This window comes from Rhizobium anhuiense, from assembly GCF_003985145.1.
Lineage (GTDB): Bacteria > Pseudomonadota > Alphaproteobacteria > Rhizobiales > Rhizobiaceae > Rhizobium > Rhizobium anhuiense.
This window is the reverse complement of the sequence record NZ_ML133532.1, coordinates 167,913-189,764: the sequence shown is the minus strand read 5'-3', so window position 1 is coordinate 189,764 and position 21,852 is coordinate 167,913. Positions and strand designations below refer to the sequence as shown.

Annotated in this window: 20 protein-coding genes; 14 read left to right on the top strand and 6 right to left on the bottom strand. The window is 57.6% G+C overall.

The window, feature by feature from the left end:
* Nucleotides 1-19: 19 nt before the first annotated feature.
* Nucleotides 20-2,779 (bottom strand): glycosyltransferase family 2 protein, encoded by a 2,760-nt coding sequence (locus EEQ99_RS25380; protein ID WP_127431267.1) that lies wholly within the window; start codon nt 2,777-2,779, stop codon nt 20-22.
* A gap of 267 nt (nt 2,780-3,046) precedes the next feature.
* Between EEQ99_RS25380 and EEQ99_RS25375 the strand changes: the two genes are divergently transcribed.
* Nucleotides 3,047-4,762: a hypothetical protein gene (locus tag EEQ99_RS25375; protein ID WP_127431266.1), complete on the top strand. Its 1,716-nt coding sequence runs from the start codon at nt 3,047-3,049 to the stop codon at nt 4,760-4,762.
* Nucleotides 4,763-4,866: 104 nt separating this feature from the next.
* Here EEQ99_RS25375 and EEQ99_RS25370 read toward each other — a convergent pair whose 3' ends face one another.
* Complete coding sequence (locus EEQ99_RS25370; protein ID WP_164735968.1) at nt 4,867-5,778, bottom strand: glycosyltransferase family 2 protein; 912 nt, start codon at nt 5,776-5,778, stop codon at nt 4,867-4,869.
* 328 nt (nt 5,779-6,106) lie between these two features.
* Here EEQ99_RS25370 and pseI point away from each other — a divergent pair, with 328 nt between their 5' ends.
* The 7 genes from pseI (at nt 6,107) to EEQ99_RS25335 (ending at nt 13,157) form a co-directional block, all read left to right on the top strand.
* Nucleotides 6,107-7,189, top strand: a complete 1,083-nt coding sequence (gene pseI, locus EEQ99_RS25365) for a pseudaminic acid synthase (protein WP_244604845.1) — start codon at nt 6,107-6,109, stop codon at nt 7,187-7,189.
* Nucleotides 7,186-7,887, top strand: a complete 702-nt coding sequence (gene pseF, locus EEQ99_RS25360) for a pseudaminic acid cytidylyltransferase (protein WP_127431263.1) — start codon at nt 7,186-7,188, stop codon at nt 7,885-7,887. Before pseI ends, pseF begins: the two co-directional genes overlap by 4 nt.
* The gene (locus EEQ99_RS25355; RefSeq protein WP_127431262.1) at nt 7,884-8,783 is read left to right on the top strand and encodes a class I SAM-dependent methyltransferase; all 900 of its coding nucleotides are present in this window, start codon (nt 7,884-7,886) and stop codon (nt 8,781-8,783) included. The genes pseF and EEQ99_RS25355 overlap by 4 nt, the downstream gene beginning before the upstream one ends.
* Nucleotides 8,780-9,535 (top strand): crotonobetainyl-CoA--carnitine CoA-transferase, encoded by a 756-nt coding sequence (locus EEQ99_RS25350; RefSeq protein ID WP_127431261.1) that lies wholly within the window; start codon nt 8,780-8,782, stop codon nt 9,533-9,535. The genes EEQ99_RS25355 and EEQ99_RS25350 overlap by 4 nt, the downstream gene beginning before the upstream one ends.
* Before the next feature lie 99 nt (nt 9,536-9,634).
* Nucleotides 9,635-10,594 carry an ATP-grasp domain-containing protein gene (locus tag EEQ99_RS25345; RefSeq protein WP_210212248.1) on the top strand — a complete coding sequence of 320 codons (960 nt, stop codon included), beginning with the start codon at nt 9,635-9,637 and terminating at the stop codon, nt 10,592-10,594.
* Nucleotides 10,578-11,255: an HAD family hydrolase gene (locus tag EEQ99_RS25340; RefSeq protein WP_127431259.1), complete on the top strand. Its 678-nt coding sequence runs from the start codon at nt 10,578-10,580 to the stop codon at nt 11,253-11,255. The genes EEQ99_RS25345 and EEQ99_RS25340 overlap by 17 nt, the downstream gene beginning before the upstream one ends.
* A 627-nt stretch (nt 11,256-11,882) precedes the next feature.
* Nucleotides 11,883-13,157, top strand: coding sequence for an O-antigen ligase family protein (locus EEQ99_RS25335; RefSeq protein WP_097623003.1), 1,275 nt, complete (start codon nt 11,883-11,885; stop codon nt 13,155-13,157).
* A 145-nt stretch (nt 13,158-13,302) separates the two neighbouring features.
* Here EEQ99_RS25335 and EEQ99_RS25330 read toward each other — a convergent pair whose 3' ends face one another.
* Complete coding sequence (locus EEQ99_RS25330) at nt 13,303-14,214, bottom strand: glycosyltransferase family 2 protein (protein ID WP_097623004.1); 912 nt, start codon at nt 14,212-14,214, stop codon at nt 13,303-13,305.
* Between the two features lie 377 nt (nt 14,215-14,591).
* On the opposite strand from EEQ99_RS25330, the gene rfbC reads away from it, so the two are divergent.
* From rfbC to rfbA, 4 genes are read left to right on the top strand one after another with little or no spacing between them, the layout of a single operon-like run.
* The gene (gene rfbC / locus EEQ99_RS25320; RefSeq protein ID WP_063476367.1) at nt 14,592-15,158 is read left to right on the top strand and encodes a dTDP-4-dehydrorhamnose 3,5-epimerase; all 567 of its coding nucleotides are present in this window, start codon (nt 14,592-14,594) and stop codon (nt 15,156-15,158) included.
* Nucleotides 15,159-15,171: 13 nt separating this feature from the next.
* The gene (rfbB, locus tag EEQ99_RS25315) at nt 15,172-16,227 is read left to right on the top strand and encodes a dTDP-glucose 4,6-dehydratase (protein WP_097622976.1); all 1,056 of its coding nucleotides are present in this window, start codon (nt 15,172-15,174) and stop codon (nt 16,225-16,227) included.
* A gap of 1 nt (nt 16,228) precedes the next feature.
* On the top strand, nt 16,229-17,122 hold the full coding sequence (rfbD, locus tag EEQ99_RS25310) for a dTDP-4-dehydrorhamnose reductase (RefSeq protein WP_127431258.1): 894 nt from the start codon (nt 16,229-16,231) through the stop codon (nt 17,120-17,122).
* Nucleotides 17,119-17,982 (top strand): glucose-1-phosphate thymidylyltransferase RfbA, encoded by an 864-nt coding sequence (gene rfbA / locus EEQ99_RS25305; protein ID WP_047615275.1) that lies wholly within the window; start codon nt 17,119-17,121, stop codon nt 17,980-17,982. The genes rfbD and rfbA overlap by 4 nt, the downstream gene beginning before the upstream one ends.
* Nucleotides 17,983-18,103: 121 nt before the next feature.
* Here the strand turns inward: rfbA and EEQ99_RS25300 are convergent, their stop codons facing one another.
* From EEQ99_RS25300 to EEQ99_RS25290, 3 genes are read right to left on the bottom strand one after another with little or no spacing between them, the layout of a single operon-like run.
* Complete coding sequence (locus tag EEQ99_RS25300; protein ID WP_127431257.1) at nt 18,104-18,907, bottom strand: anti-sigma factor family protein; 804 nt, start codon at nt 18,905-18,907, stop codon at nt 18,104-18,106.
* On the bottom strand, nt 18,904-19,509 hold the full coding sequence (locus tag EEQ99_RS25295; RefSeq protein WP_097595587.1) for an RNA polymerase sigma factor: 606 nt from the start codon (nt 19,507-19,509) through the stop codon (nt 18,904-18,906). The genes EEQ99_RS25300 and EEQ99_RS25295 overlap by 4 nt, the downstream gene beginning before the upstream one ends.
* A 47-nt stretch (nt 19,510-19,556) precedes the next feature.
* On the bottom strand, nt 19,557-20,093 hold the full coding sequence (locus EEQ99_RS25290; protein ID WP_047613675.1) for a tetratricopeptide repeat protein: 537 nt from the start codon (nt 20,091-20,093) through the stop codon (nt 19,557-19,559).
* Nucleotides 20,094-20,261: 168 nt separating this feature from the next.
* Here EEQ99_RS25290 and EEQ99_RS25285 point away from each other — a divergent pair, with 168 nt between their 5' ends.
* Both EEQ99_RS25285 and EEQ99_RS25280 read left to right on the top strand, forming a co-directional pair.
* On the top strand, nt 20,262-21,314 hold the full coding sequence (locus EEQ99_RS25285) for a type III polyketide synthase (protein WP_097622979.1): 1,053 nt from the start codon (nt 20,262-20,264) through the stop codon (nt 21,312-21,314).
* A complete protein-coding gene (locus EEQ99_RS25280; RefSeq protein ID WP_127431256.1) occupies nt 21,311-21,814 on the top strand; it encodes an isoprenylcysteine carboxyl methyltransferase family protein in 504 nt (167 codons plus the stop codon). Before EEQ99_RS25285 ends, EEQ99_RS25280 begins: the two co-directional genes overlap by 4 nt.
* Nucleotides 21,815-21,852: the final 38 nt, after the last annotated feature.

Sequence of the window (21,852 nt, the reverse complement as noted above, 5' to 3'; positions counted from 1 at the left end):
ATTTTTGTCCATCTGGATGTCAGGACGCCAGGGTGGGATCAATATCGTTTCGCGGAGGCCATGCAAGCGAAAAATCTTCGTATTCCAGTGTCAGATTGGGGTTGTAGGCCGGATCCGCCATCAACACTTTCTCCCAGCGCCGGAGCATGAAAAGCACCTCGGATTGGAAGCGCTCTTTCTTTTCGGCAGTATCTTCTACCCCTCGCGTTGCCGACTCGTGATGGCGTAGTTCAGCGTAGGGCGTCCAGACATTCCGGAAGCCCGCCTCTCGGAGCTTCAGGCAGAAATCGACATCATTGAACGCGACCTTGAGATTTTCCGCGTCCAGGCCGCCGACCAGTTCGTATGTGGACTTTTTGACGACAAGACATGCCGCCGTTACCGCGCTCAGCGTTTGCGTGAGCTCGCCCCGCGAGAAATAGCCATGTTCGCCGCGTCTCAACATCTTGTGGGCATGACCGGCCACCCCGCCGATACCGAGAATGATGCCGCCATGTTGCAGCCGGTCATCCGGATACCACAGCCGCGCGCCGACCGCTCCGACCTTCGGCTGCATGGCGATCGCCACCATTTCGCTCAGCCAATCCGGAGAGACGACCTCGATATCGTTATTGATGAGGCCGACATATTCGCCGTCGACAAGACTGACGGCCTTGTTGTTGATTGCGGAATAATTGAAAGCCTGTCCATCGCGAACGACTTTCACCCGCTCGTGCAACCGAATTTCGTCGAAATAGCGCAACGTCGCATGGTCGTCCGAATTGTTATCGACGATCAGGATCTCAAAATTGGGATAGGTGGTTTTCTCGAGAATGGAGCTGACACACTGACGCAGAAGCCGCAATCCGTTTCGCGTTGGAATGATCAGGCTTACCTTCGGAGGATTGGGCGGCAGATCGTAGCGCGCCCTGTACATTCCAGTCGGCAATATTTCGATGTGACCAGCCAGCCCCGTCCGCTGTAGATGTTCGTTCAGGGCGGTTTGACCGGCGATGGCGGCATAATTTTTGTTGCTGCCGCTTTGCGCCGTGCTGCCGGAATGGCTTCGCCAGTGGTACAGAACCCGCGGGATATGGCAGATCTGCCCCGGCAGCAGGCGCTCAGAGAAGCGCAGCACCAGATCGTAATCCTGCGCGCCTTCAAAGCCCTTCCGAAAGCCGCCGATGGCCCGCACATGATCCATCCGGTACGCGCCAAGATGGCAAACCATGTTGTGCGACCGCAACAGATCTGGGTTCCAGTCCGGCTTGAAGTAGGGGTCATAACGCCGGCCGTTTTCGATCTTGTCCTCATCGGAATAGATCAACGCAACGTTTGGCTCACGGCTGATGGCACGACCGACATAATACAGCGCATCTTCCGTAAGAAGATCGTCCTGATCGAGAAGGACCATCCAACTGCCGGACGCGAGTTCCAATGCGGAATTGGAGGCCTCGGATATATGCCCGTTCGTAGCGCGATAAACAACCTTTATGCGCGGATCGGCAGCGGCGATTTTTTCAAGTAGGGGGCGTACATGCTCGGACGTCGACTGATCGTCCGCGATGCATAACTCCCAGGACGGATAGAGCTGCGCTTGCACAGACGCAATAGCTTCCTTCAGCCAATCGACCTCCGGGTTGTAGACCGGCATGACGACCGAAATCAGCGGCGGTTTTTCCCACGACGCAATTTCGGACCGAATTTTTTCGCGTCCCACCTCATCGAGGCCGGAATATCGCTTAAGCCAGCTCTCATAGTCGTTGCCGGAAAGCGGGTTGCCTCCATGACGCAATGCCTTGGCGCGCGCCCATGCTGTTTTGCCGCCTGCCAATCCATCCCGCCTCAGGATGTTCAGCGATCTCTGTGCAAGGCGCGCATAACCGCCGTGTCTCGTTGCCAACATCTGCATCATGCTGGCGAGCTGCGGAATACGGGCACCGGCGCGGTTCGCCAACCGGAGCGGAGCCGTCAATTTCCAGCTCGTCGAAGACAGCATCATGTCCATCGCCTGGCGATGTTGTTCGAAGGCATTGGCGATACGGTCGCGATCGGCCGTCAGCAGCTTTGCCTGCTCCCCGATGACCCCCAATTGCTCACGAGCCACGTCTATCTGGTGATCAAGAGAATTGACGAGACCCAGCCTCGAGTAGAGCATGCGGTTGACGGCTTGTTCTTCCGGCGTAAGAGCGCAGAGAGCCTTCAACGCCTCCGGCGCCTTCTTGCCCACGACGAGGACGCCCAGACCATTGCCGTGATGAAACTCGAAGTTCGGATGCGCGGCCGAAATCTCCGCCCAAAACTTCCAGACACCGAAGTCGCCGGTCTCTACTCGCGTATCATGAAACAGGACTACCGCTCTGTCGGATAGCGCGCTTTCCCAACTTTGAAAGTCTTCCAGCACATCCTCATAGCGATGGCGCCCATCGATATGCAGAAGATCGACGGATCCATCGGCGAACTGAGGCCTCGCATCGGCAAAAGTCGATCGCACCATAGTGCCGATGCCTGGATATTCCTTGAGCAATTCGGCTCGGAGTGAATCGTGCACTTCAGACTCGTAGAGACCGGCATGCTCGTCCCCTTGCCACGTGTCTATGGCGTAGATTTTTGTGCCGATCCCACCCCCCTTGGCTGCCTGGCAGAATGAAAGGAAGGAAAAGCCGTTGTGTGTCCCGAGTTCGACCACGGTGCGAGGCCGCAACTCCTGCATCACCCAGAAGGCGAAAGGCGCATGTTCGAGCCAGGCCGATTTTCTGACGTGCTGAGAAGGTTCGAGCGAATTTTTGGATACAAGCATCTAGCTCTCTCTCGGCATTTGGAACACTGCGTTATTGAGTTTAGCTTCTATCGATAATTGCTGTGTTGGAAATAGGGTATTTGACAAAAGGGCTTCCCACAGGATTTTACCGCCGGAATGATCCGGTTTCGGCCTCGCGCGCGGAGCACCTTATGGTTGGCGCACGTTCGATATGCAGAAGAAGCTGAGAATACCGGCTGGCTCGCAAGCACCCTATGATATCGTGCTGCCGGCCACAGGAATCAAAAAATTTAGCTCGGAGTATATATGATTGGGAAAAGACACATAAGAGCTTTACTTAGGCAAATTCTCTGTAAAATTCACATTAGAAACCACTCTAATCTAGACGTTATCGTAGCAAAGCGCCCCGATACGAAGGTATTTCTAAAAGAAAGATACGAGGTATTAGACTCTAGGCTTCTGGAAGCGCTGCAAGAGGAAGCGAATTATCCGATCGGAGGGCGAAATCCTTCTTCCGGCACCCGGATCAGCATCGAATTGGCGGCCCGCGTATGCCGTCGTCTCACACGAATGTTTGTTCCCGATAGCCCGAGCGATGCGGCCGCCTTTTCCGCCGCTTGGCTCTTTTCAATCTGGTCGGAAATTTGCGTCATTTATCCGATTCGCCATCTGGCGCGGCATATTCACGACAAGTTCGGCAAGCGGATCATTATCATCCCGATCCACACCGGAGAGATTACCTGCCTGAGTCACTGGGCTCAGAGCCAGCTTGAGCCCATCGTCCTGGCGCGGGAACTCCGGCGACGCGGCGCCGCAGTGTTCTTGCTCGCCGACTCCGAGGAATTGGCCGGCCGTTTCCTTTCGGGAAGATCAAATCTCAATTTCATTCCAGACCGCGCCTGGTGGCGGTCGGATGTTGCTGCCAGGGTGCCTTCGAAACGAGTGGAGCGGATTTTCTGCGGTAACGGCATGCGCGATCCCGGCGCTATTAAAGCTTCGATTGGCAACGCTGCCATTGTCGGGAATGCGCGAGACTCAAACTCCGCCGACGATATTCTCCTCTGGGGTAAGGCGGACAATGGCCAACAGATAAGTTTGAATTTCCGGATGGTGACGGACTGCAGGGAATTTGCAATATTTGCCCCCTCTGGAAGTATTCCGGATCTCGCCCACGGTTTCTTTCAGTTGGTGGGCGGTACCTCAAAAGCCGCGCTGGCCACTGCACACAGGGCCGTTGCCGCAACGGGGGCTCGCGAAGTCCATATATCCGACCACCTGTTTTTTGAATCTGCACTGATAAGCCATGCAGTAGCGGCAGCAGGGGGCGCGATCTACGTGTGGCCTCACTCTTCCAATGCGGGACACGTTCCCTTTCATAAACATGCTGCTATTGCGGGTGTCACAGCGATGACATCTAGCGCCGCGCAAGCCTGGGCGCGCTGCGTGGATTCAGCGCGGATCCACGTCGATTCGAGCCTGATGCTTGCAAAACCGCAAGGCGGGCGCCCCTATTGCGCCGACGAGCCCGTCCATGTCGTCGTTTTCGCAGGCGCACATCGGCTGAACAGGATGCCCGTACTTGACAACGCTCGCCAGGAGCAAGCGTTACGCCGGTTCTACAGCGCGTTGGGATCCTTGCCCGACAGATTTCGCGTTTTGGTGAAGCCGAAGGCCTATTGGGAGCCTGCGGACTGGATGGAGAGATCTTTTCCATCGGGACATAAGTTTATCTTTACCGATCAGACCGCGAATGAACTGGATTTGCCGAATATGATATTCGCAACGGTCTCATTTGGGTCGACTGCGCTTCTGGAAGGCATCGGGCGCGGGATTCCTGCGTTGATCATGCGGGAATTTCCAGTTTCAGACTACACCGCCTTGAATGCCGAGCATTCCCAGGTAGGCGACCTTGAATTCGTCATGAAACAGATACGGGCCTGTGAAGATCAGTCTCATTACGAGATGATGGTACAGCGCAATCTCAATTGGTTCGAGACTGAGACGTATTTTCCGTCTCATTAGAGCGCCGTGCGTCCCCGTCGGATGCAACAAAGGACACTTTGGAATCTACGCATCCTGCTTTCCGATGCGCTAGGACAAAAACGCTGATCGGCGGGACGACGGGATTACAATCGACCCGTTCGGCCGATCAGGCCATGGTAGATTCCGAGAACCATCATCTTCGAATGGTGCCACCTCTTAACCCCAAACACACTGAAAAAGACGAACTGACGGAAAATGCGCAGAGCCAATATAAAGCGCCATGCCCAGCCGATCCATGGCCGCCGGATGAGCCAGACAGCATTGCGAACCGCATAATAGTGCCTCAAAGGGCTATGAACCGGGACGCTGCGGCCGTTGAAATCAATCCATTCGTCCCCCATCGAATGTTCCATGAAGGCATCGTTCACGCCAAATAAGCCGAAACCCTTTTCCTTGGCACGCAGGCCCCACTCGATATCGACATAATCAATGAATAGCCCCTCCTCCATATGACCAACACTCTTGAAGACGGCGACGGGAATAAGAGAACCTGAGGCAATCAGAAAATCGGCACTGCTTGTTTCCTCTTGCTCCGACCTGGGACGCCGCTTAAGCTTCAGCCCTTGTCGATATACAAACGGCGCCGTTTCGCCTTGGCGATGGTCGAGATAGCTCGGCCCCACAGCCGCTACCGCAATCCCCCTTTCCTTCAAGCCTTCGAGAGCGGTTATGAGTTGCCGGACCATTCCAGCAGCAGGCACGCTATCTTGATCCAACAGCAGGATGTATTCACAACCCCGCGCCTCGGCTCGGCGGATCGCAACATTTTGCGCGTAAGCGATACCGTAATTCTCGCCCAGACAGGTGACCTCGATATTGAAGTCGTACACGAACGAAGGAAGCTTCGTTCCGTCACCATTATCGATCAGATAGATATCATCAACTTGGGTGCGGACGCTCTCTATAAGCGGATACAGTGCTTCGGGATCAGGCTCATATGTGACGATAACTGCGACCGTCCGAGACTTATCCGTCAAAGCTGACTCAGCAATCATAAAGGGCATATCCTCGACTGGTTCTTCAATCTAGCAGTCACTGCACGGGCCCTTGCATTGCGGAACGCACAAGCATGATGCTCGCCATGCTTCATATTATCGGCAGGACCAAAAAAGTATCAGAATTTTGCGATGCGCAGCATCTTTCACGGCTCACGAAAACTGAACGGCAGCCCGCCGCACCGACATAAGAATAGCGGTTGCATAGGCGAATAGGTTGACGATAATAAGAGACGGTATTGCTCTCAAACCCGTTTGTCACAAGTGCACCGCCGCCAGTGCTGAGATTGATGGAGCGGCACTGTAATCGCAGCGTAAGAGAAATTCGGTGAAATTGTCTAACATACAGCAAAAGAGAGTTACGATCGCCGGAAGAGCAATCGGTCCCGATTACCCTCCCTACATTTTAGCAGAGATGTCCGGCAATCATAACCAGGATCTCGAGCGTGCCTATCGCATCATCGACAAGGCGAAAGAGGCTGGCGCCGACGGCGTGAAAATCCAGACCTACCGCGCCGATACCATCACGATAGACCACGATGGGCCAGGTTTCACCGTCGAAGGCGGGCTTTGGGACGGCCGCAAACTTTATGGCCTGTATGAGGAAGCGCACACCCCATGGGAGTGGCACGCCCCTATTTTCGAATATGCACGCAAGGTAGGGATCACGCTGTTTTCGTCGCCGTTCGATGCGACCGCAGTCGATCTTCTGGAATCGCTCGGCGCCCCGGCCTACAAGATCGCATCGCCAGAGCTGATCGATTTGCCACTCATCAGACGTGTTGCCCGGACTGGCAAGCCGATCGTCATGTCCACAGGGATGGCAAGCCTTGAAGAGATCGGCGAAGCTGTGGAGGCCGCGCGTTCTGCAGGAGCTGAAGAGCTTGTGGTGCTACACTGCACCGCTGCTTATCCCGCGCCACCCGAAGAAGCCAACTTGGCCACCATCGGAGAGATCGCCCGCCGGTTCGAGGTTGTTGCCGGCTTGTCGGATCACACACTAGGCACGGTGGTTCCGGCCATTGCTATCGCACTCGGGGCGGATTTCATCGAAAAACACTTCACGCTGGATCGGTCCGAGGGCGGGGTGGACAGTGCCTTTTCGCTGGAGCCGGCCGAACTGGCCAGCCTCGTGCAGGCCGCGCGCATTGCCCGGGTGGCCGTCGGCACGCCGGCCTTTGCACCGACGGCATCCGAAACCATCGTTCTCAAGAACCGCCGCTCACTTTATATCGTCGCGCCTGTCAGGAAGGGCGAAATTTTTACCGACGTCAATCTGCGATCGATCCGCCCTGGCTTCGGCATGAAACCGAAGCATTTCGATGCCTTGCTCGGCCGCTGTGCCGCGCGCGACATCGCTTTCGGGGAGCCCCTTGACGCTTCGATGATTGAGGGTGGGTTCGAGGCTTGAACGGAGGGTCGAACGCCGTCTGCATCATTCCGGCCCGCGGCGGCAGCAAGCGCATTCCTCGGAAGAATATTCGCCCTTTCCGCGGTCGCCCGATGCTGCTGTGGTCGGTTGAGGCTGCATTGATGTCCGGCGCTTTCGACTCGGTCCTTGTTTCGACCGACGATGACGAAATCGCGGATGTGGCCCGCGCGGCGGGAGCTGAAGTGCCCTTCCTACGGTCGGCTCGTACGTCCAACGACTACGCAACTACCGCCGACGTCCTTGCAGAGGTACTCGAACAACTCAGCAAAATTGGGCACAACTACACACTGGGTTGCTGTCTTTATCCGACCGCGCCGTTTGTACAGGGCAGAGACCTGGCCAACGGACGGGCACGCCTCGAGGACAGCGATTTCGACGTCATGATGCCGATCGCAGCCTTTTCCTATCCGATTTGGCGATCGCTGGCGCGGGACGCGGCGGGAAGGGTGCTTTTGAACTTCCCAGAGAACCTCAATTCCCGGAGTCAGGATTTGCCGGCGGCTTACCATGATGTGGGACAGTGGTATTGGTTCCGAACTGCAGCCTTCCTGCGCACTCAGGTGCTTATGGGCACGAACACCGGGTCGATCGTGGTACCGGCGGACCGCATGCAGGATATCGACACCGAGGAAGATTGGACGATTGCCGAATATAAACACGAAAGGCTCTTCGGATGACTGACCCCCGACTTCGTCGTCATCCCTTCGGCTTTCTCGAAGTTGTTGACCGCCCCTCCCCGGAGGCGCTCGCTGCCTACTACACCGAGACCTATTATCAGACCGAGCGCAGCAGTTATCGTCGCGAATACCTGCCAGAAGAACTGCACGCCATTCGCCTTAGAATTACACAGCGTGCCGCAAAGGCGCAGAGTATCCTCGGGGATAGCCGGCGTGGTCGCCTCCTTGATGTCGGTTGCGGCGAAGGCTTCGTGATGGCTGAATTTGCCTCAAGAGGGTGGACGGTTGCCGGCATTGACTTCAGCGCCGTCGGTGTCGAAAATATGAACCGGGAAATGGCCGACCGGGTGGAACAAGGAGATATTTTCGCACTGCTCCAGGCCCACATCGCAGCAAACACCACCTACGATCTTGTTTGGCTCGGTAACGTGCTGGAGCATGTACTCGATCCCATTGGGCTCATGGAAGCCCTACGGCTGCTCGTGGAACCCGGCGGCCTTCTGGTGGTAACAGTGCCTAATGACGGTAACGCGTATCATGAGACTCTGTTGTCGAACGGTGACATAGATAGGCGCTTTTGGATTGCGATTCCTGACCATATGTCCTACTTCACTGCCGACAGCCTGAAGATCACTGCCAAAGCGACGGGCTGGGACACCTTGGCGATCATCGGTGACTTCCCCATAGATTTCTTTCTCGCCCATCCGGGGTCGAACTACGTTGCAAATCCCGCTTTGGGGCGGGACGCCCATCGCGCGCGCCTGAAGCTCGAGGCAATTGTGGGTGCCGCCGGCCCGGAGGCCGCCAACCGGTTCTACAGCGCACTCGCCGAGGTTGGGTTCGGACGCAACTTGACTGCCTTTCTGCGCCCCAAGACCGAAGGAACTGCGACATGACTGAAGATCGCTCTATCCGGACCCTCGTCGGTTCGACGCAGAGAGAAACTGATCGAAAGCAGGCACTCGTAGACGGCTTGCGAGGCTCGGCCGTGCCGGACCGCGAGCTTTTGGACAATCTCGGCCTCTACCTGACGCGTCAAACCTTGTCGCGAATAAATTTCATGCAGCAACTCTACCAAATGATCCTCCCGGTGCACGGCGTGATTATGGAATTTGGCGTGCGCTGGGGACAGAACATGGCCTTGTTCTCCAATCTTCGCGGCATCCACGAGCCTTACAACTATAATCGCAAAATTATCGGCTTTGATACTTTTGAGGGCTTTCCATCGGTTGCGGCGGAGGACGGCGGAAATGTCCTGCCGGGTGACTACGGTGTTGCTGCAAACTGGGAGATGGAACTCGAAAGCATACTCGATTTCCATACCCAGAACGCGCCTATCCCTCACAAGAAAAAGCACGAGTTGGTCCGCGGGGATGCAACACAGACTGTTCCTGCCTATCTCAAGGCGCGGCCCGAGACGATCGTGGCGCTAGCCTATTTCGACTTCGACCTATACGTTCCGACGCGCGATTGCCTTGAAGCAATTCTGCCGTATCTGACCAAGGGTAGCGTACTGGCTTTCGACGAACTCAACATGCCGGAGTTTCCTGGAGAGACGCTGGCCCTGCGTGAGGTTCTGGGCCTGTCGCGCTATGCGATCCGGCGCGATCCGGCAAATCCGCTGACTTCGTATCTGGTGATAGAATAATGTAATTCGCGTCACTACCCATCGTGTGCTTCCGCGAGCCGATGACCCGAGGGAGGCATTGGCCTACGCCGACGGCCTGCCAATGGAAGGATAAACTTAGTGCCACTCAGAGTTCTGCTGACCTCTGCTTCCCGCAAGGCGCCCTTGCTTCTTGCTTTGAAGGAAGCGGTCTGCCGGATCGATCCGAAAGCGGAGGTGATCGCGGGAGACGTCGATCCAGAGTCCCCCTCCCGGTATATTGCGGACCACTTCTGGGCTATGCCACGAACCGAGGAAGCTTATATCGATAGCTTGCTCGAAGGATGCATCGCGCGGGGCATCCGGGCGATTCTTCCTAGCCGGGATGGTGAGCTATTGTTCTGGTCCCGGCACAAGGCCCGTTTTGCCGAAGCTGGGGTCGCCGTCATCGTGTCGGCTCCTGATGCAATTTCGCGCTGCGTGGACAAACTGGCATTTGCAGAGAGCGGTTCGTCGCTGGGTCTTCCGGTAATTCCCGCAGCACCAACGCCAAACCCGTTCGGAACGAGCCGTCTGGTCGTCAAAGAACGGTATGGAGCAGGTTCAATTGGCTTAGGCCTCGATCTCGATGTGCGTGCCGCGCGCGCCCATGCGGCATCATTGTCTTGTCCGATCTTCCAGCCTTTCGCAAAGGGTCCCGAAATCAGCATCGATGCCTGGCTAAACCGATCGGGTCACGTGCACGGCTTGGTGCTGCGCAGGCGTGACCGCGTGCTGAATGGCGAGAGCCATGTTACGACCACCTTTCGTGCCATCGAGTTGGAGACCTTAGCGACCTCGGCTCTTGAAGCTCTCGGCTTGTCCGGCCCTGTTGTGATGCAAGCGATTGTAGCGGATGGTGGGTTGGCCATCATCGAGACCAATCCTCGCTTCGGAGGGGCCTCCACAACGTCAATCGCTGTGGGACTCGACCTTCTTTTCTGGTCTATTCTCGAAGCAGTTATGCCTGAAAGCATACTGCCGGCGTTCGTGCGAGACTCTAGAGAAGTTCGCCAGGTGCGGTTTCCACGGGATATTTTGATCTATGATCCTGATCTTTGATCTCGACGACACGCTCTATGACGAATCAAAGTTCGTCGATAGCGGCTTGGCAGCAGTCGCATCCCACGGCCACGCCCGTTGGGGATGGGACGCAGAACCTTCCCTCGCTACCTTAAGAGAGACCTTGACCGTCGAAGGCCGGGGCAAGGTCTTTGACCGCTGGCTCGAAAGCCACGGGAAGTGGTCACGCGCACGTGTAGCTGAATGCGTCAAGGTCTATCGGCATCACCGGCCAAACCTGGAACTATGGCCGTCCGGCAGCAGAATGCTTAGCCGTTTTGGCGGACGCGTTCCGCTGTACCTCGTCACCGACGGCCATAAGATCGTTCAACGTAACAAGGTCGATGCGCTTGGTCTTTGGCCGGAATTCCGCCGGGTTTTCATCACACATCGCTTCGGACGAGCGGCAGCCAAACCCTCGACGCTATGCTTCCAGCGTATTCTCGATCTGGAAGGGTGCACTTGGCGCGACCTTGTCTATGTGGGCGATAATCCGGCGAAGGATTTCGTCGGACTTAACCCCTTGGGCGCATTAACAGTTCGCGTACTCACCGGAGCGCATGCTTGTGTAAGGGCGGAGAAGTCATACGACGGCCATAAGACGATTCTCGATCTTGACGAGCTTCCTGCAGTGCTGAGCGAACATTTTGGAGAGATTTAGATCTCCTCACGGTAAGGCGCCATGAGAACACCCGCATGCGGGCGCTTGTCGTCAAAACATTCGTCGTGTCAGCGATGATCAGCAGGATGGGCATTCATCGTCATTCAGTACCTCCTCAGATATCCCGCCTTGAGCGGAATCGAACCGGCGCCACGCATATCGCTTTGTGTCCCGATACGCGATCACGCCTGGAGAGGGCTACGACCTTTCCAGGCGGCGTTGCAAGGCAGACCCATTCCTTGGCGCAAAGCTCAAGGCACATCTGTGAAAAGCTGGGGCCAGAACCTTCGATGCTCTCTGTCGGCGGCCTGCCTCGACTATCCCATCGCCACTGCCGGTCTGCGGCTTTTCAGAGGACAGTGGCCTGTCGCTCTGGTAGGGCATCGATCATGCCGTTTGACGATCAAATTTTCAAATCAAGCGCACCTCAGGCGTGTTTTCTGGCAAAGCTGGCCCAATTGTCGCATACGCTTGCCGCCCGTCATCGAATAGAAACACGTTCATCCAGACTTCCTGTTGCCGGAATACAACGTTGAATAAAGCCATAGATTGCACCGACATCCACAGCTTGACAGCGGTGACCACGATCCTTAGCGAGGCAGCGTGGGCACGGTCAGGACCGGCAAATTGAATTACTTCAGACAACTCAAAATAGCGGTTCTTGGTCCCGAGAATGGGACGGGAGATTCGCTCGACCGAAATAACCGCATTGCGGTCTTTGCCTTTGCAATCCTTCCAGGACTTTCGTCGAACTTCAACTCCTTCATCCTCCTCGCGTCCATGGTGTGGGGCATCTATTGTCTGGCGACTGGCCGCCTTGCGTTGAACCTGTCGAGATCCGACCGGCTGGTTGCCATCGGCATGTCGATCTACCCATTGGTGATGATCGCGAGCATATTCATCAATCCACCTTACTCCGAGGAACTGGACTGGATATTCCGGCTCCTGCCTTTCTTTTCGGTCTGGCTGATCTTGCCGCGGATGCGCCACTCTCCCGATGGCCGTCTCGTGCCACTCTTTATCCTCGGCGCCGGTATCGGCATGATCCTTACCTTTCTTTTCAGTCTGCTGCAGATCATCTTTCTGATGCCGAGGGCAGAGGCGGGAACTTCGAACGCTGCACTCCTCGGAGTCATAGGCGTTCTTTTCGGCGGCATTGCGCTTCTCAACGTTCAATCTCCCAGAAGCGTAGAGCAAAGAATTGCGATATTGGGATATGCCGCGGGTCTCGGCTGCGTGCTGCTTTCGGGAACGCGCTCAGCCTGGCTGGTCATTCCCGTCCATATCGTCATCTTTCTCTGGTATTTTCGCAAACACAGCTTCCATCTGAGTTTGCGCAGCCTGGCAATTACCGGCTCCCTGCTGTTGGCGGGAATTGTCGCCTTGGGCAGCGGCCAAATCCTCGATCGCATCCAGGCGCTCCAGGGAGACCTGACAACACTCGAACGCAGCGACGGCGAGATTACATCGCTCAGCGCGCGGATCGCTTTGTACAAAGGCGCGCTATCGGCAATCCGTAAGGACCCGTTGACGGGTTATGGTCCGCAAAACCGGATGGCTTCGGTCCTGGCGGAACTTCCCGATAACATAAGGCCGCAGCTGCCCTTCTCGCATGTTCACAACGGCTTTCTGACCGCAGGAATCGACGCCGGCGTTTTCGGCATTGCAGCGCTTTGCCTGATGCTCATGACGCCCGTGATAGGCGCGTGGAGAAAAGAAGCGGGGCCGGGCCGGGACATCTCCATCGCGCTCGCTCTTCTGCTCGTCAGCAGCTACGTGATCACGGGCAGCTTTGGCATCATGTTCAATCAGAAGGCTCTGGATCCGATCTTCGCCTACCTCGTCGCCCTCATTTGTGCGGATCGCGGCAGCACAGGCTTTGCGCCCGTCGTTCGGGGCTAAATCTCGATCCAGTGACTGCTATCGACGTCTCTCGCTCAAAGACAACAAGGCCGATATCGCTGTGCCTTCTAACTTAAACGCGACGTTGCGTTTACCTGCCTCAAGAGGCCTGCTTCCTTCGAAGCCGAAGATAAGAAGCCGACGCCTACAATCTGTTCAGGAGAGCGAGGATGGGAAGAAATTTGGTCTGGAGCGTGCTTTGGCGCTTTATCCCGGTTCGCTTGAGCACCGACAATCTCTCAAAGGGCCAACCACCGTTGCGAGCCCGCTGAAAAGCATGGAAAGCGGTGCGATTTTCGGGGGTAAGACGATCCTCGAAGGTCTTGATCGCCTCTTCGTGAGCCGTGTTCCACGCACGCCATTGCCCGCGAAAAGCCATCCACAATCTGGCGACTTGCATTGAGATACCGTTGTTGGCGCCAACCAGGTTGGTGGCGTGCTGACGGTATTTCAACACCGGTTCCGAATCGTATCTGACCTCGCCGCCGCAGCCTGACACAACAATATAGAACCACCAGTCGTGGGAAATGAGACGTGTTTTCGGCAATGTGTTGACCACAAGGTCCCTTGCCGCCTGATTGAACATCATGGTGTTGCCTCCACCGATGCTCTGGACCAGGGCGTTGCGAAAACTTGGTTCGAGTTTGAACTCGGGCGACATGCCTGCATGATTGAGTTGTTCATCGACAATTTCGGTCCGAGCGAAATAAACTGCCGGTGTGCCAGGGTCGATCCGCGACAGCCAGTCGAACGCACGTTCGAGTTTGTCCGGATACCAAATGTCATCCTGGTCGCAGAACGCATAAGCGTCAGCACTTTTGAGATTCGAAAGGTTGTTGAGGAAGTTACCGCAAAAGCCGAGATTGACGGGATTTCGTGTCAAGCGGAAGCGCGCATCCTTTGCAACCAGAGCTTCGAGCATTTCGACGGTACCATCCGTTGAGCCGTCGTCGAAGAACGTCACATGCCAGTCGGTGAGCGTCTGCGCCTCAATGGATGCAATCTGCTCTCGAAGATAGCGCATTCCATTATAGGTCGCGCAAAGAATTTCTATCAACTGAATAACTCCGATCCAGCTCGTATAACGGGGCGCCCGGCGATTTGTCGATCCGCTGTTTCACCACACATATCGCAACCCCGTGCGGTCGATGTGCCAGCGTGCGCCATAAAGCATGATCGTCACCTCTGCCAAGCGCCAACTGAAATTCAAAGCATGTCGGGCGTGAATTCTCGCTGGCAGCAGCGGTTATGCCACTCCAAAGGCACCTTGCCGTCTCGGATAGAGGCGAGCCGGCACCTTTCACGCATCCGCTGGCAGAACTGGATTCTCATCTTGCTGTCCAGGCCCCGGCGCGGTATGTGCTCAGCAGCACGATTGGCTATATTGCCGGCGTTGGTTGCTGTCACAATTCAGCGATCGAGCCTAATGCAAGGATGTATGCATTGAATGTAGAACAACTGGGGATCGGGGACGTTAAAAGGATCACTCCCGCCAGATTCGGTGACTCGAGGGGCTATTTCAGCGAAGTCTTCAAAGATTCCTGGTTCCGCACTAACGTGGCCGACGTTTCTTTCGTGCAGGACAATGAGTCTCTTTCAGCGCAACCGGGGACCGTTCGGGGATTGCATTTTCAGTTGTCTCCCTTCGCCCAAGGCAAGCTCGTGCGTTGCCTGCGCGGCGCGCTCCTGGATGTGGCCGTCGATATCAGGCATGGCTCTCCGACCTACGGAAAGTGGGTCTCTGCAGAACTGTCGCCGGAGAATGGCTCACAGCTTTGGGTGCCGGCCGGATTTGCGCATGGGTTCATAACTTTGCAGCCCGATACCATCATCAGTTACAAGGTCACGGCTCCCTACAGCGCCGAACATGACCGCGGCCTGCGGTGGAACGATGCCGAGATCGGGATCGAGTGGCCGCAGATGGATGCCTACGTTCTTTCTGATAAGGACAACAAACAGCCATTGCTTTCCGAACTCCCCGCATATTTTCAATTTTCGTAAAACGGAGGGCCTCATGCGTGTTCTTGTAACAGGTGGCGCTGGCTTCATCGGTTCGGCATTGGTGCGCTATCTCGTCAGTGAGGTCGGCGCCGACGTCCTCAATATCGACAAGCTGACCTATGCCGGCAATCTCGCCTCGCTGAAAGCGATCGAGAATGCTCCGAACTACAGGTTTCTCAAAGCCGACATTTGCGACCGAAGCGCGGTCAGCAGCGCTTTCGAGGAGTTTCGTCCCGATTACGTCATGCATCTGGCGGCGGAAAGCCACGTCGACCGATCGATCACCGGGGCGGCGGATTTTATCGAAACGAATATAAATGGCACCTTCAGCATGCTGGAGGCTGCGCGGCAATATTGGCAAGGCCTTCCGGCGGACGAAAAGGCGGCATTCAGGATGCTGCACGTGTCCACCGACGAAGTCTACGGTTCGCTGGGTGAAGACGGGCTGTTTGCCGAGACGACGCCTTACGATCCGTCCTCTCCCTACTCCGCATCCAAGGCGGCCAGCGATCACCTGGCAACGGCGTGGGAGCGGACTTACGGCCTGCCCGTGATCATTTCCAACTGTTCGAACAATTACGGTCCTTTTCATTTCCCGGAAAAGCTCATTCCCCTCATCATATTGAATGCGCTGGAACGGAAGCCATTGCCCGTCTACGGAAGCGGCTCCAACATTCGCGACTGGCTTTATGTCGACGATCACGCACGAGCGCTCTGGCTGATCGTGCAACGGGGCCGTCTCGGCGAAAAATACAATGTCGGCGGGCGCAACGAGCGGCGGAACATCGACGTTGTCCAGCGTGTCTGCGCGATCATGGATGAAGTCCGGCCAGGACGCGCGCCGCATAGCGATCTTATAAGCTACGTTACCGATCGGCCGGGCCACGATGCCCGCTACGCTATCGACGCGACCAAGCTCGAGACCGAACTCGGCTGGAAAGCACTGGAGAATTTCGACAGCGGCATCCGCAAGACCGTCGACTGGTATCTGGAAAATGCATGGTGGTGGCAGCCGCTGCGCGAGGGCGTGTATTCGGGTGAACGCCTTGGCGTGTTGAAAAAGGTGTGAGATGCGCATCGCGGTAACAGGCAAGAGCGGCCAGGTCACGTCTGCATTGCAAGCGCTGAATGCGCCTGACATCGAGGTCATCGCCATCGGCAGGCCCGAGTTGGATTTGCTCGCGCCTTCTATGGTGCGTGAAACCATTGCGAAGCTCAAACCCGACGTCGTCGTGTCGTCGGCCGCCTACACTGCCGTCGACAAAGCCGAAAGCGACGAGGCGGCGGCGTTCGCCATCAATCGAGACGGCGCAGGAGCCATCGCTGCCGCAGTTGCCGAGCTGTCCATTCCCGTCATCCATCTCTCGACCGATTATGTGTTCGATGGAGACAAGCCCGAACGCTATGTCGAGAGCGACCCGGTCGGACCGGTATCCGTCTACGGCAGATCGAAGCTCGAAGGCGAATATGCGGTTGCCGCAGCCAATGAGAACCATGTGATCCTACGGACGGCCTGGGTCTATTCGACATTTGGCCATAACTTCGTGAAAACCATGCTCAGGCTTGCGGAGACGCGAGACGAGCTGAGCGTCGTGAGCGACCAACTGGGTTGCCCGACCTCCGCCAACGACATCGCCGAGGCTATCGTCAAAATAGCGGCCAGACTGTCAAGCGACTCTAGCCCGGACTTGCGGGGCGTTTTTCATTTGGCCGGCAGCGGCGAAACGAACTGGGCCGAGTTTGCTCGATATATTTTGTCCATTCTCGAGGAAAAGACCGGCAGGCGTGTCATCGTCAGGGACATTGCGACCGCCGACTACCCCACAGCCGCGAAGCGGCCCGCCAATTCCCGATTGTGCTGCGATAAGTTGAAGCGCCTTTATGGCGTCAGCATGCCGGAGTGGCAGGTATCGACGCGAGCTGTTGTGACAAAGCTCTTGGAAGAGCCGAAGGAGGCCGTATGAAAGGTATTGTGCTTGCGGGGGGCAGCGGTACTCGCCTGCACCCGATGACTCATTCGGTCTCGAAGCAGTTGCTTCCGATCTATGACAAGCCGATGATCTACTACCCGCTGACCACCTTGATGCTGGCCGGCATCAGAGAGGTTCTGATCATCTCCACCCCGCACGATATGCCGCTTTTCCAGCGGTTGCTGGGTGATGGCAGCGATTGGGGCATGTCTCTGAGCTATGCCGTGCAGCCGAGCCCCGATGGACTGGCCCAAGCCTATATTATCGGCGCAGACTTCGTGGCGGGCGGACCATCCTGTCTCATCCTCGGAGACAATATCTATTTCGGCCACGGGCTGCCCGAACTGCTTGAAGAGGGTGTCTCAAAGGGTGATGGCGCGACCGTATTTGCCTATCATGTGCACGATCCCGAACGTTACGGTGTCGTCGAATTCGGCAGCGATATGACTGCAATATCGATTGAAGAGAAGCCGGCGAAGCCGAAATCGCACTGGGCTGTCACCGGCCTTTATTTTTACGATGCCGACGTCGTTGATATCGCCGCCAATCTGAAGCCTTCGGCGCGCGGCGAATACGAGATTACCGATGTCAACAGGACATATCTGGAGCGGGGGAAGCTGCGCGTCTCGATGATGGGCCGCGGGTATGCCTGGCTTGATACCGGCACGCCCGAAAGCCTGCTCGAGGCCGGCGAATTCGTCCGCACGCTCGAAAAACGCCAGGGCTTCAAGATCGCTTGCCCGGAGGAAATCGCGCTGGCCAAAGGCTTCATCACCAAGGAGCACTTCGCCCAGATTGCCGCCAAAGCGGGCAAAGGCGATTATGGCCAATATTTGCGCGGCCTGATGGATTAAATAGCTGCGGTCCGGTGAAATAGGCATGCCGCGCGAGAGTGCAGGGCGGCCTTGCGATAACGGAATGCGGAAAACAAAAAGCTAAAGAGCGAATCTGAAAAATTGCGACGCTCTTTAACAGTCAGGCTGAAAGTCTCCTCCTGACGTCCTCTCCCAATTCCTTCATGCGGTCGGCCGAAATGCGGCCGATCAGCATGAAGGCGTGCGTCGCATTCGACCAATAGATCACATTCATCCCCTTGCGGCTTTCGAGATCCGGCGCCTTGGGCCCGGCATTCGACGTGACGATACACAGCGCCATTGGGCCGGTTTCAGGGTCGAGATAGGCGACCTGGGCGAGCGGTTTGCCGTCATATTGCAAGAGCAGCGCGCGCTTGAAATCGATGCCCGGAAGCGCGACGGCTTCGGGGGAGAGCGAGAGGCCGAGTTTCTCATCAAGCGGGCCGAGCTGGGCGGCCTGGGCCTCCCGGGCAGGCACCGGGCCGGCCAGGGTTTCCGGGGTATAGAGCGAGATATAGTCGGCGACCACGCTGCGCCATTCGCTGTTTTCGTCCTTTGCCGAAAGGCGTGCGCCGATGCCGATGACCGCGCGGTCGATCGCGATGCCGGCAATGAGCGAGGCGGCGAGCGCGCCGAGGAACCGGCGACGGCTGTCGAATGTCAGTGCAGAAGCGGATTTTGCGCGCTGCTGCGCCGGGATGGCGGCGAGCATCGTCTCCAGCTTCTGACGCGGGGCTTCGGCGAGCAGCGGGGCGAAGGCTTGCTTGAACGGCAGGCTGGCGCGCGCCAGGAATTCCAGCCGTTCGGCGATGTGTTCATCTTCGCTGACGAGGGCTTCGATGCGCGCAGCCTCTTCGGCCGTCAGTTCGCCGTCGATGAAGGCGGTCAGGTCCTCGTCGGAGGGAATGGTGTGTTTGGTGTTCATTGCCGTCCCCCTTCCGATCCGGCGCCGGAGAGCTTGGCGCGGGCGGCCGCCAGCCGGCTCATCACGGTTCCGATCGGGATATCCAATATGCCTGCAACCTCGCGATAGGAAAGTCCTTCCACATAAGCGAGGAAAACCACCGTCCGCTGCGCCTCGGGCAGTGCGTTCACCTGTCTCAACACCTGACCCGCCATCACATGCGTTTCGGTGTCGTGGGCGCCGTCGAAGGTCAGCGTCTCCCCGGCATCGACGAAACCCTGGCCCTGACGCACCCGGCGAGAGCGGATCTCGTTCAGCCAGATCGAATGCAGGATCGAAAACAGCCAGCGGTCAAGCCGCGTGCCGGGGATGAACTGGTCGGCGCGCTCCAGTGCGCGAAGGCAGGTCGCCTGCACCAGGTCGTCTGCGACATCGCGCTGATGCGAGAGAACGAGACCATAACGCCAGAGCCTTGCCAGATTTTCCGTCAGGCCGCTCCTGATATCCGCTTCACTCGCGATGGCCGCCTCCGCCGATCCAACATCTTTCGGAACCGCCGGATGAACCGGCGATTCCATTCTCGCGCGACTATAGGCAGGAAAGTGGGTGCGCGCGACCGACATTCTTACATCCCTTCCGTGCTTCCATCTTCCTGCCCGTGGCTTCCCAATCAGATCTTCGAGGGGTTGAGGATTGCGGCGTTCAGATCCTGATATTCCTCGCAAGTGGTGCCGCAGATCGCCTTGATTGACTTCAACTGCTCCTTGGCGAGATCGAGCTGGCCCTTGATGACATAGGCTTCGCCGAGATATTCGCGGACCTTGGCATATTGCGGGTCCATCTTCACCGACTGCAGGTAATAGGAGATGCCTTCGTCGGTGCGGCCGAGCTTGCGGGTGGCATAACCGCGATAATTCAGCACTTCGGCCGTGTTCTGATCCTTGACCGTGTCGAGAACGGCAAGCGCCTCCTCATAGCGGCCGGCCTTGGCCAGCGAATAGGCATAGTCGGCACGGTTCTCGTCGGAGACGTTGGCGCTCTGCTGCTTGACGCATTTCTTGGCCTTCTGGTCGTAGATCTCGCCCTTCTTGCAGGTGGGCGTGGTGCTGCTGTCATCGCCGACGGCAAAGACCGGACCGGAGAGAACAGAAGCGGCAAGGCAGCCGCCGACAAGGATGGAAGCGATACGGGCTGTCATGATCGTCATGGGGGAAATTCCTCTAGAAGTGACGTTGCGAGGAGAGAACACCGCTGCATCTGGCTTTATTCGCCGACGTCTCCATTTTCTCCATCACTGCTTCGTGAAGCCGACGAGGCCGAATAAATCGTCGGGCCGCGTGTTTTCCGTTCCGCCGGGAACGACAAGGAGAATTCCGTGACCGATACCGTGAAACTCGTCAGCCTCGCCGTCGCCGCACCCGAACATGTCATTCTGCAAAAACAGGCGGTCGAAGCCTCGGCCCGGCTGTTTGCCGACCGTTTCGAGGATTTCCGCCATCTTGCCCGCGTCTTCGATAGCGCCGGCATCGTAAAGCGCCATGCGGCGCGGCCGCTTGCCTGGTTCGACGAGCCGCATGGCTGGCAGGACCGGATGCAGGCCTATGCAGAGGTGGCGGGCGGGCTTTTCGTCGAGGCTGCCAGCTCGGCTCTTCGCCAGGCAGGGCTTGAGGCCGGGGATGTCGACTGTGTCGTGACCGTGTCCTCCACCGGTTTTACGACGCCGAGCCTCGATGCGCAGCTTGCCCGCAGAATGGGTTTCAGGGCCGATATCGAGCGCGTGCCGGTCTTCGGGCTCGGCTGTGCGGCCGGCGTGTCCGGCTTTGCGATCGCCTCGCGGCTGGCACAAAGCCGGCCGGGTGCCGTCGTGCTATTCGTCTCGATCGAGCTCTGCACGCTGGCCTTCCGGCTGGACGAGCTGACGCGGCCGAACATCATCGCGACAGCGCTTTTCGGCGACGGCGCGGCCGCCTGCGTGCTGCGTGCGGGCGGAGACGGGCTGGCGGAAGTGGAATCAACAGGCGAACATCTCTTTCCCGACACGCTCGATATCATGGGCTGGAAGATCGACGATGGCGGCTTCGGCATCGTGCTGGCGCAATCGCTGCCGCCCTTTGCCGAGAGAGAGCTCGGGCCGGCAGTGACGGCCATTCTGGCGCGCAACGGGCTGAGGCCGGAGGATATCGGCCGCTTCATCTGTCATCCCGGCGGCATGAAGGTGCTGGCCGCGATGGAAAGCGCGCTGTCGATGGCGCCGGGCACGCTCGATCACGAGCGCGCCGTGCTTGCCGAATACGGCAACATGTCGTCGCCCACCATCCTGTTCGTGCTGGAACGGGCGATCCGCGCCGGATTGCCGGAGCGTGCCGCGATGATCGCCATGGGGCCGGGCTTTTCGGCGAGCTGCGTGACGCTGCGGAGGGTGGCATGATGTGGCCATCGATCGCGCTTCTGGCCTTCGTGACGCTGCAGCGGCTAGGCGAGCTCGTGCTCGCCCGGCGCAACACCGCCGCCCTTCTCGCCAGAGGCGCCAGAGAGGTGGCAGCAGAGCACTATCCCGCCATGGTGGCGCTGCATGCCGGCTGGATCATCGGCCTGTGGCTGCTCGCACTGGGCAGGCCGGTCGAGTTCTTCTGGTTTGTCGTGTTCATGGGGCTGCAGGTGCTGCGGCTCTGGGTGCTGGCGACGCTGAAGGGCCGCTGGACGACGCGCATCATCATCCTGCCCGGCGCACCGCTCGTCCGATCCGGGCCCTATCGCTTCCTCAGCCATCCGAACTATGCGATCGTCGTCGGCGAGATCGCCGTCCTTCCCCTCGCCTTCGACCTGCCGTTTTACGCGATCGTCTTTTCGCTGCTCAACGCGCTTATCCTCCATGTCCGCGTGAAGGCTGAAAATGCCGCACTGAAAAGCGCAATGATTTTGAAATGAATGCGATTTTTCGTTTGCGCCGCATCATCGGCACGGGC

Coding starts and splice junctions, on each gene's coding strand:
- EEQ99_RS25280 (WP_127431256.1), top strand. CDS start 21,311: ATGATGTGGCCATCGATCGCGCTTCTGGCCTTCGTGACGCTGCAGCGG.
- EEQ99_RS25355 (WP_127431262.1), top strand. CDS start 7,884: ATGACTGACCCCCGACTTCGTCGTCATCCCTTCGGCTTTCTCGAAGTT.
- EEQ99_RS25380 (WP_127431267.1), bottom strand. CDS start 2,779: ATGCTTGTATCCAAAAATTCGCTCGAACCTTCTCAGCACGTCAGAAAA.
- EEQ99_RS25375 (WP_127431266.1), top strand. CDS start 3,047: ATGATTGGGAAAAGACACATAAGAGCTTTACTTAGGCAAATTCTCTGT.
- EEQ99_RS25340 (WP_127431259.1), top strand. CDS start 10,578: ATGATCCTGATCTTTGATCTCGACGACACGCTCTATGACGAATCAAAG.
- rfbB (WP_097622976.1), top strand. CDS start 15,172: ATGCGTGTTCTTGTAACAGGTGGCGCTGGCTTCATCGGTTCGGCATTG.
- EEQ99_RS25295 (WP_097595587.1), bottom strand. CDS start 19,509: ATGTCGGTCGCGCGCACCCACTTTCCTGCCTATAGTCGCGCGAGAATG.
- EEQ99_RS25300 (WP_127431257.1), bottom strand. CDS start 18,907: ATGAACACCAAACACACCATTCCCTCCGACGAGGACCTGACCGCCTTC.
- EEQ99_RS25350 (WP_127431261.1), top strand. CDS start 8,780: ATGACTGAAGATCGCTCTATCCGGACCCTCGTCGGTTCGACGCAGAGA.
- rfbD (WP_127431258.1), top strand. CDS start 16,229: ATGCGCATCGCGGTAACAGGCAAGAGCGGCCAGGTCACGTCTGCATTG.
- rfbC (WP_063476367.1), top strand. CDS start 14,592: ATGTATGCATTGAATGTAGAACAACTGGGGATCGGGGACGTTAAAAGG.
- EEQ99_RS25370 (WP_164735968.1), bottom strand. CDS start 5,778: ATGATTGCTGAGTCAGCTTTGACGGATAAGTCTCGGACGGTCGCAGTT.
- EEQ99_RS25290 (WP_047613675.1), bottom strand. CDS start 20,093: ATGACGATCATGACAGCCCGTATCGCTTCCATCCTTGTCGGCGGCTGC.
- rfbA (WP_047615275.1), top strand. CDS start 17,119: ATGAAAGGTATTGTGCTTGCGGGGGGCAGCGGTACTCGCCTGCACCCG.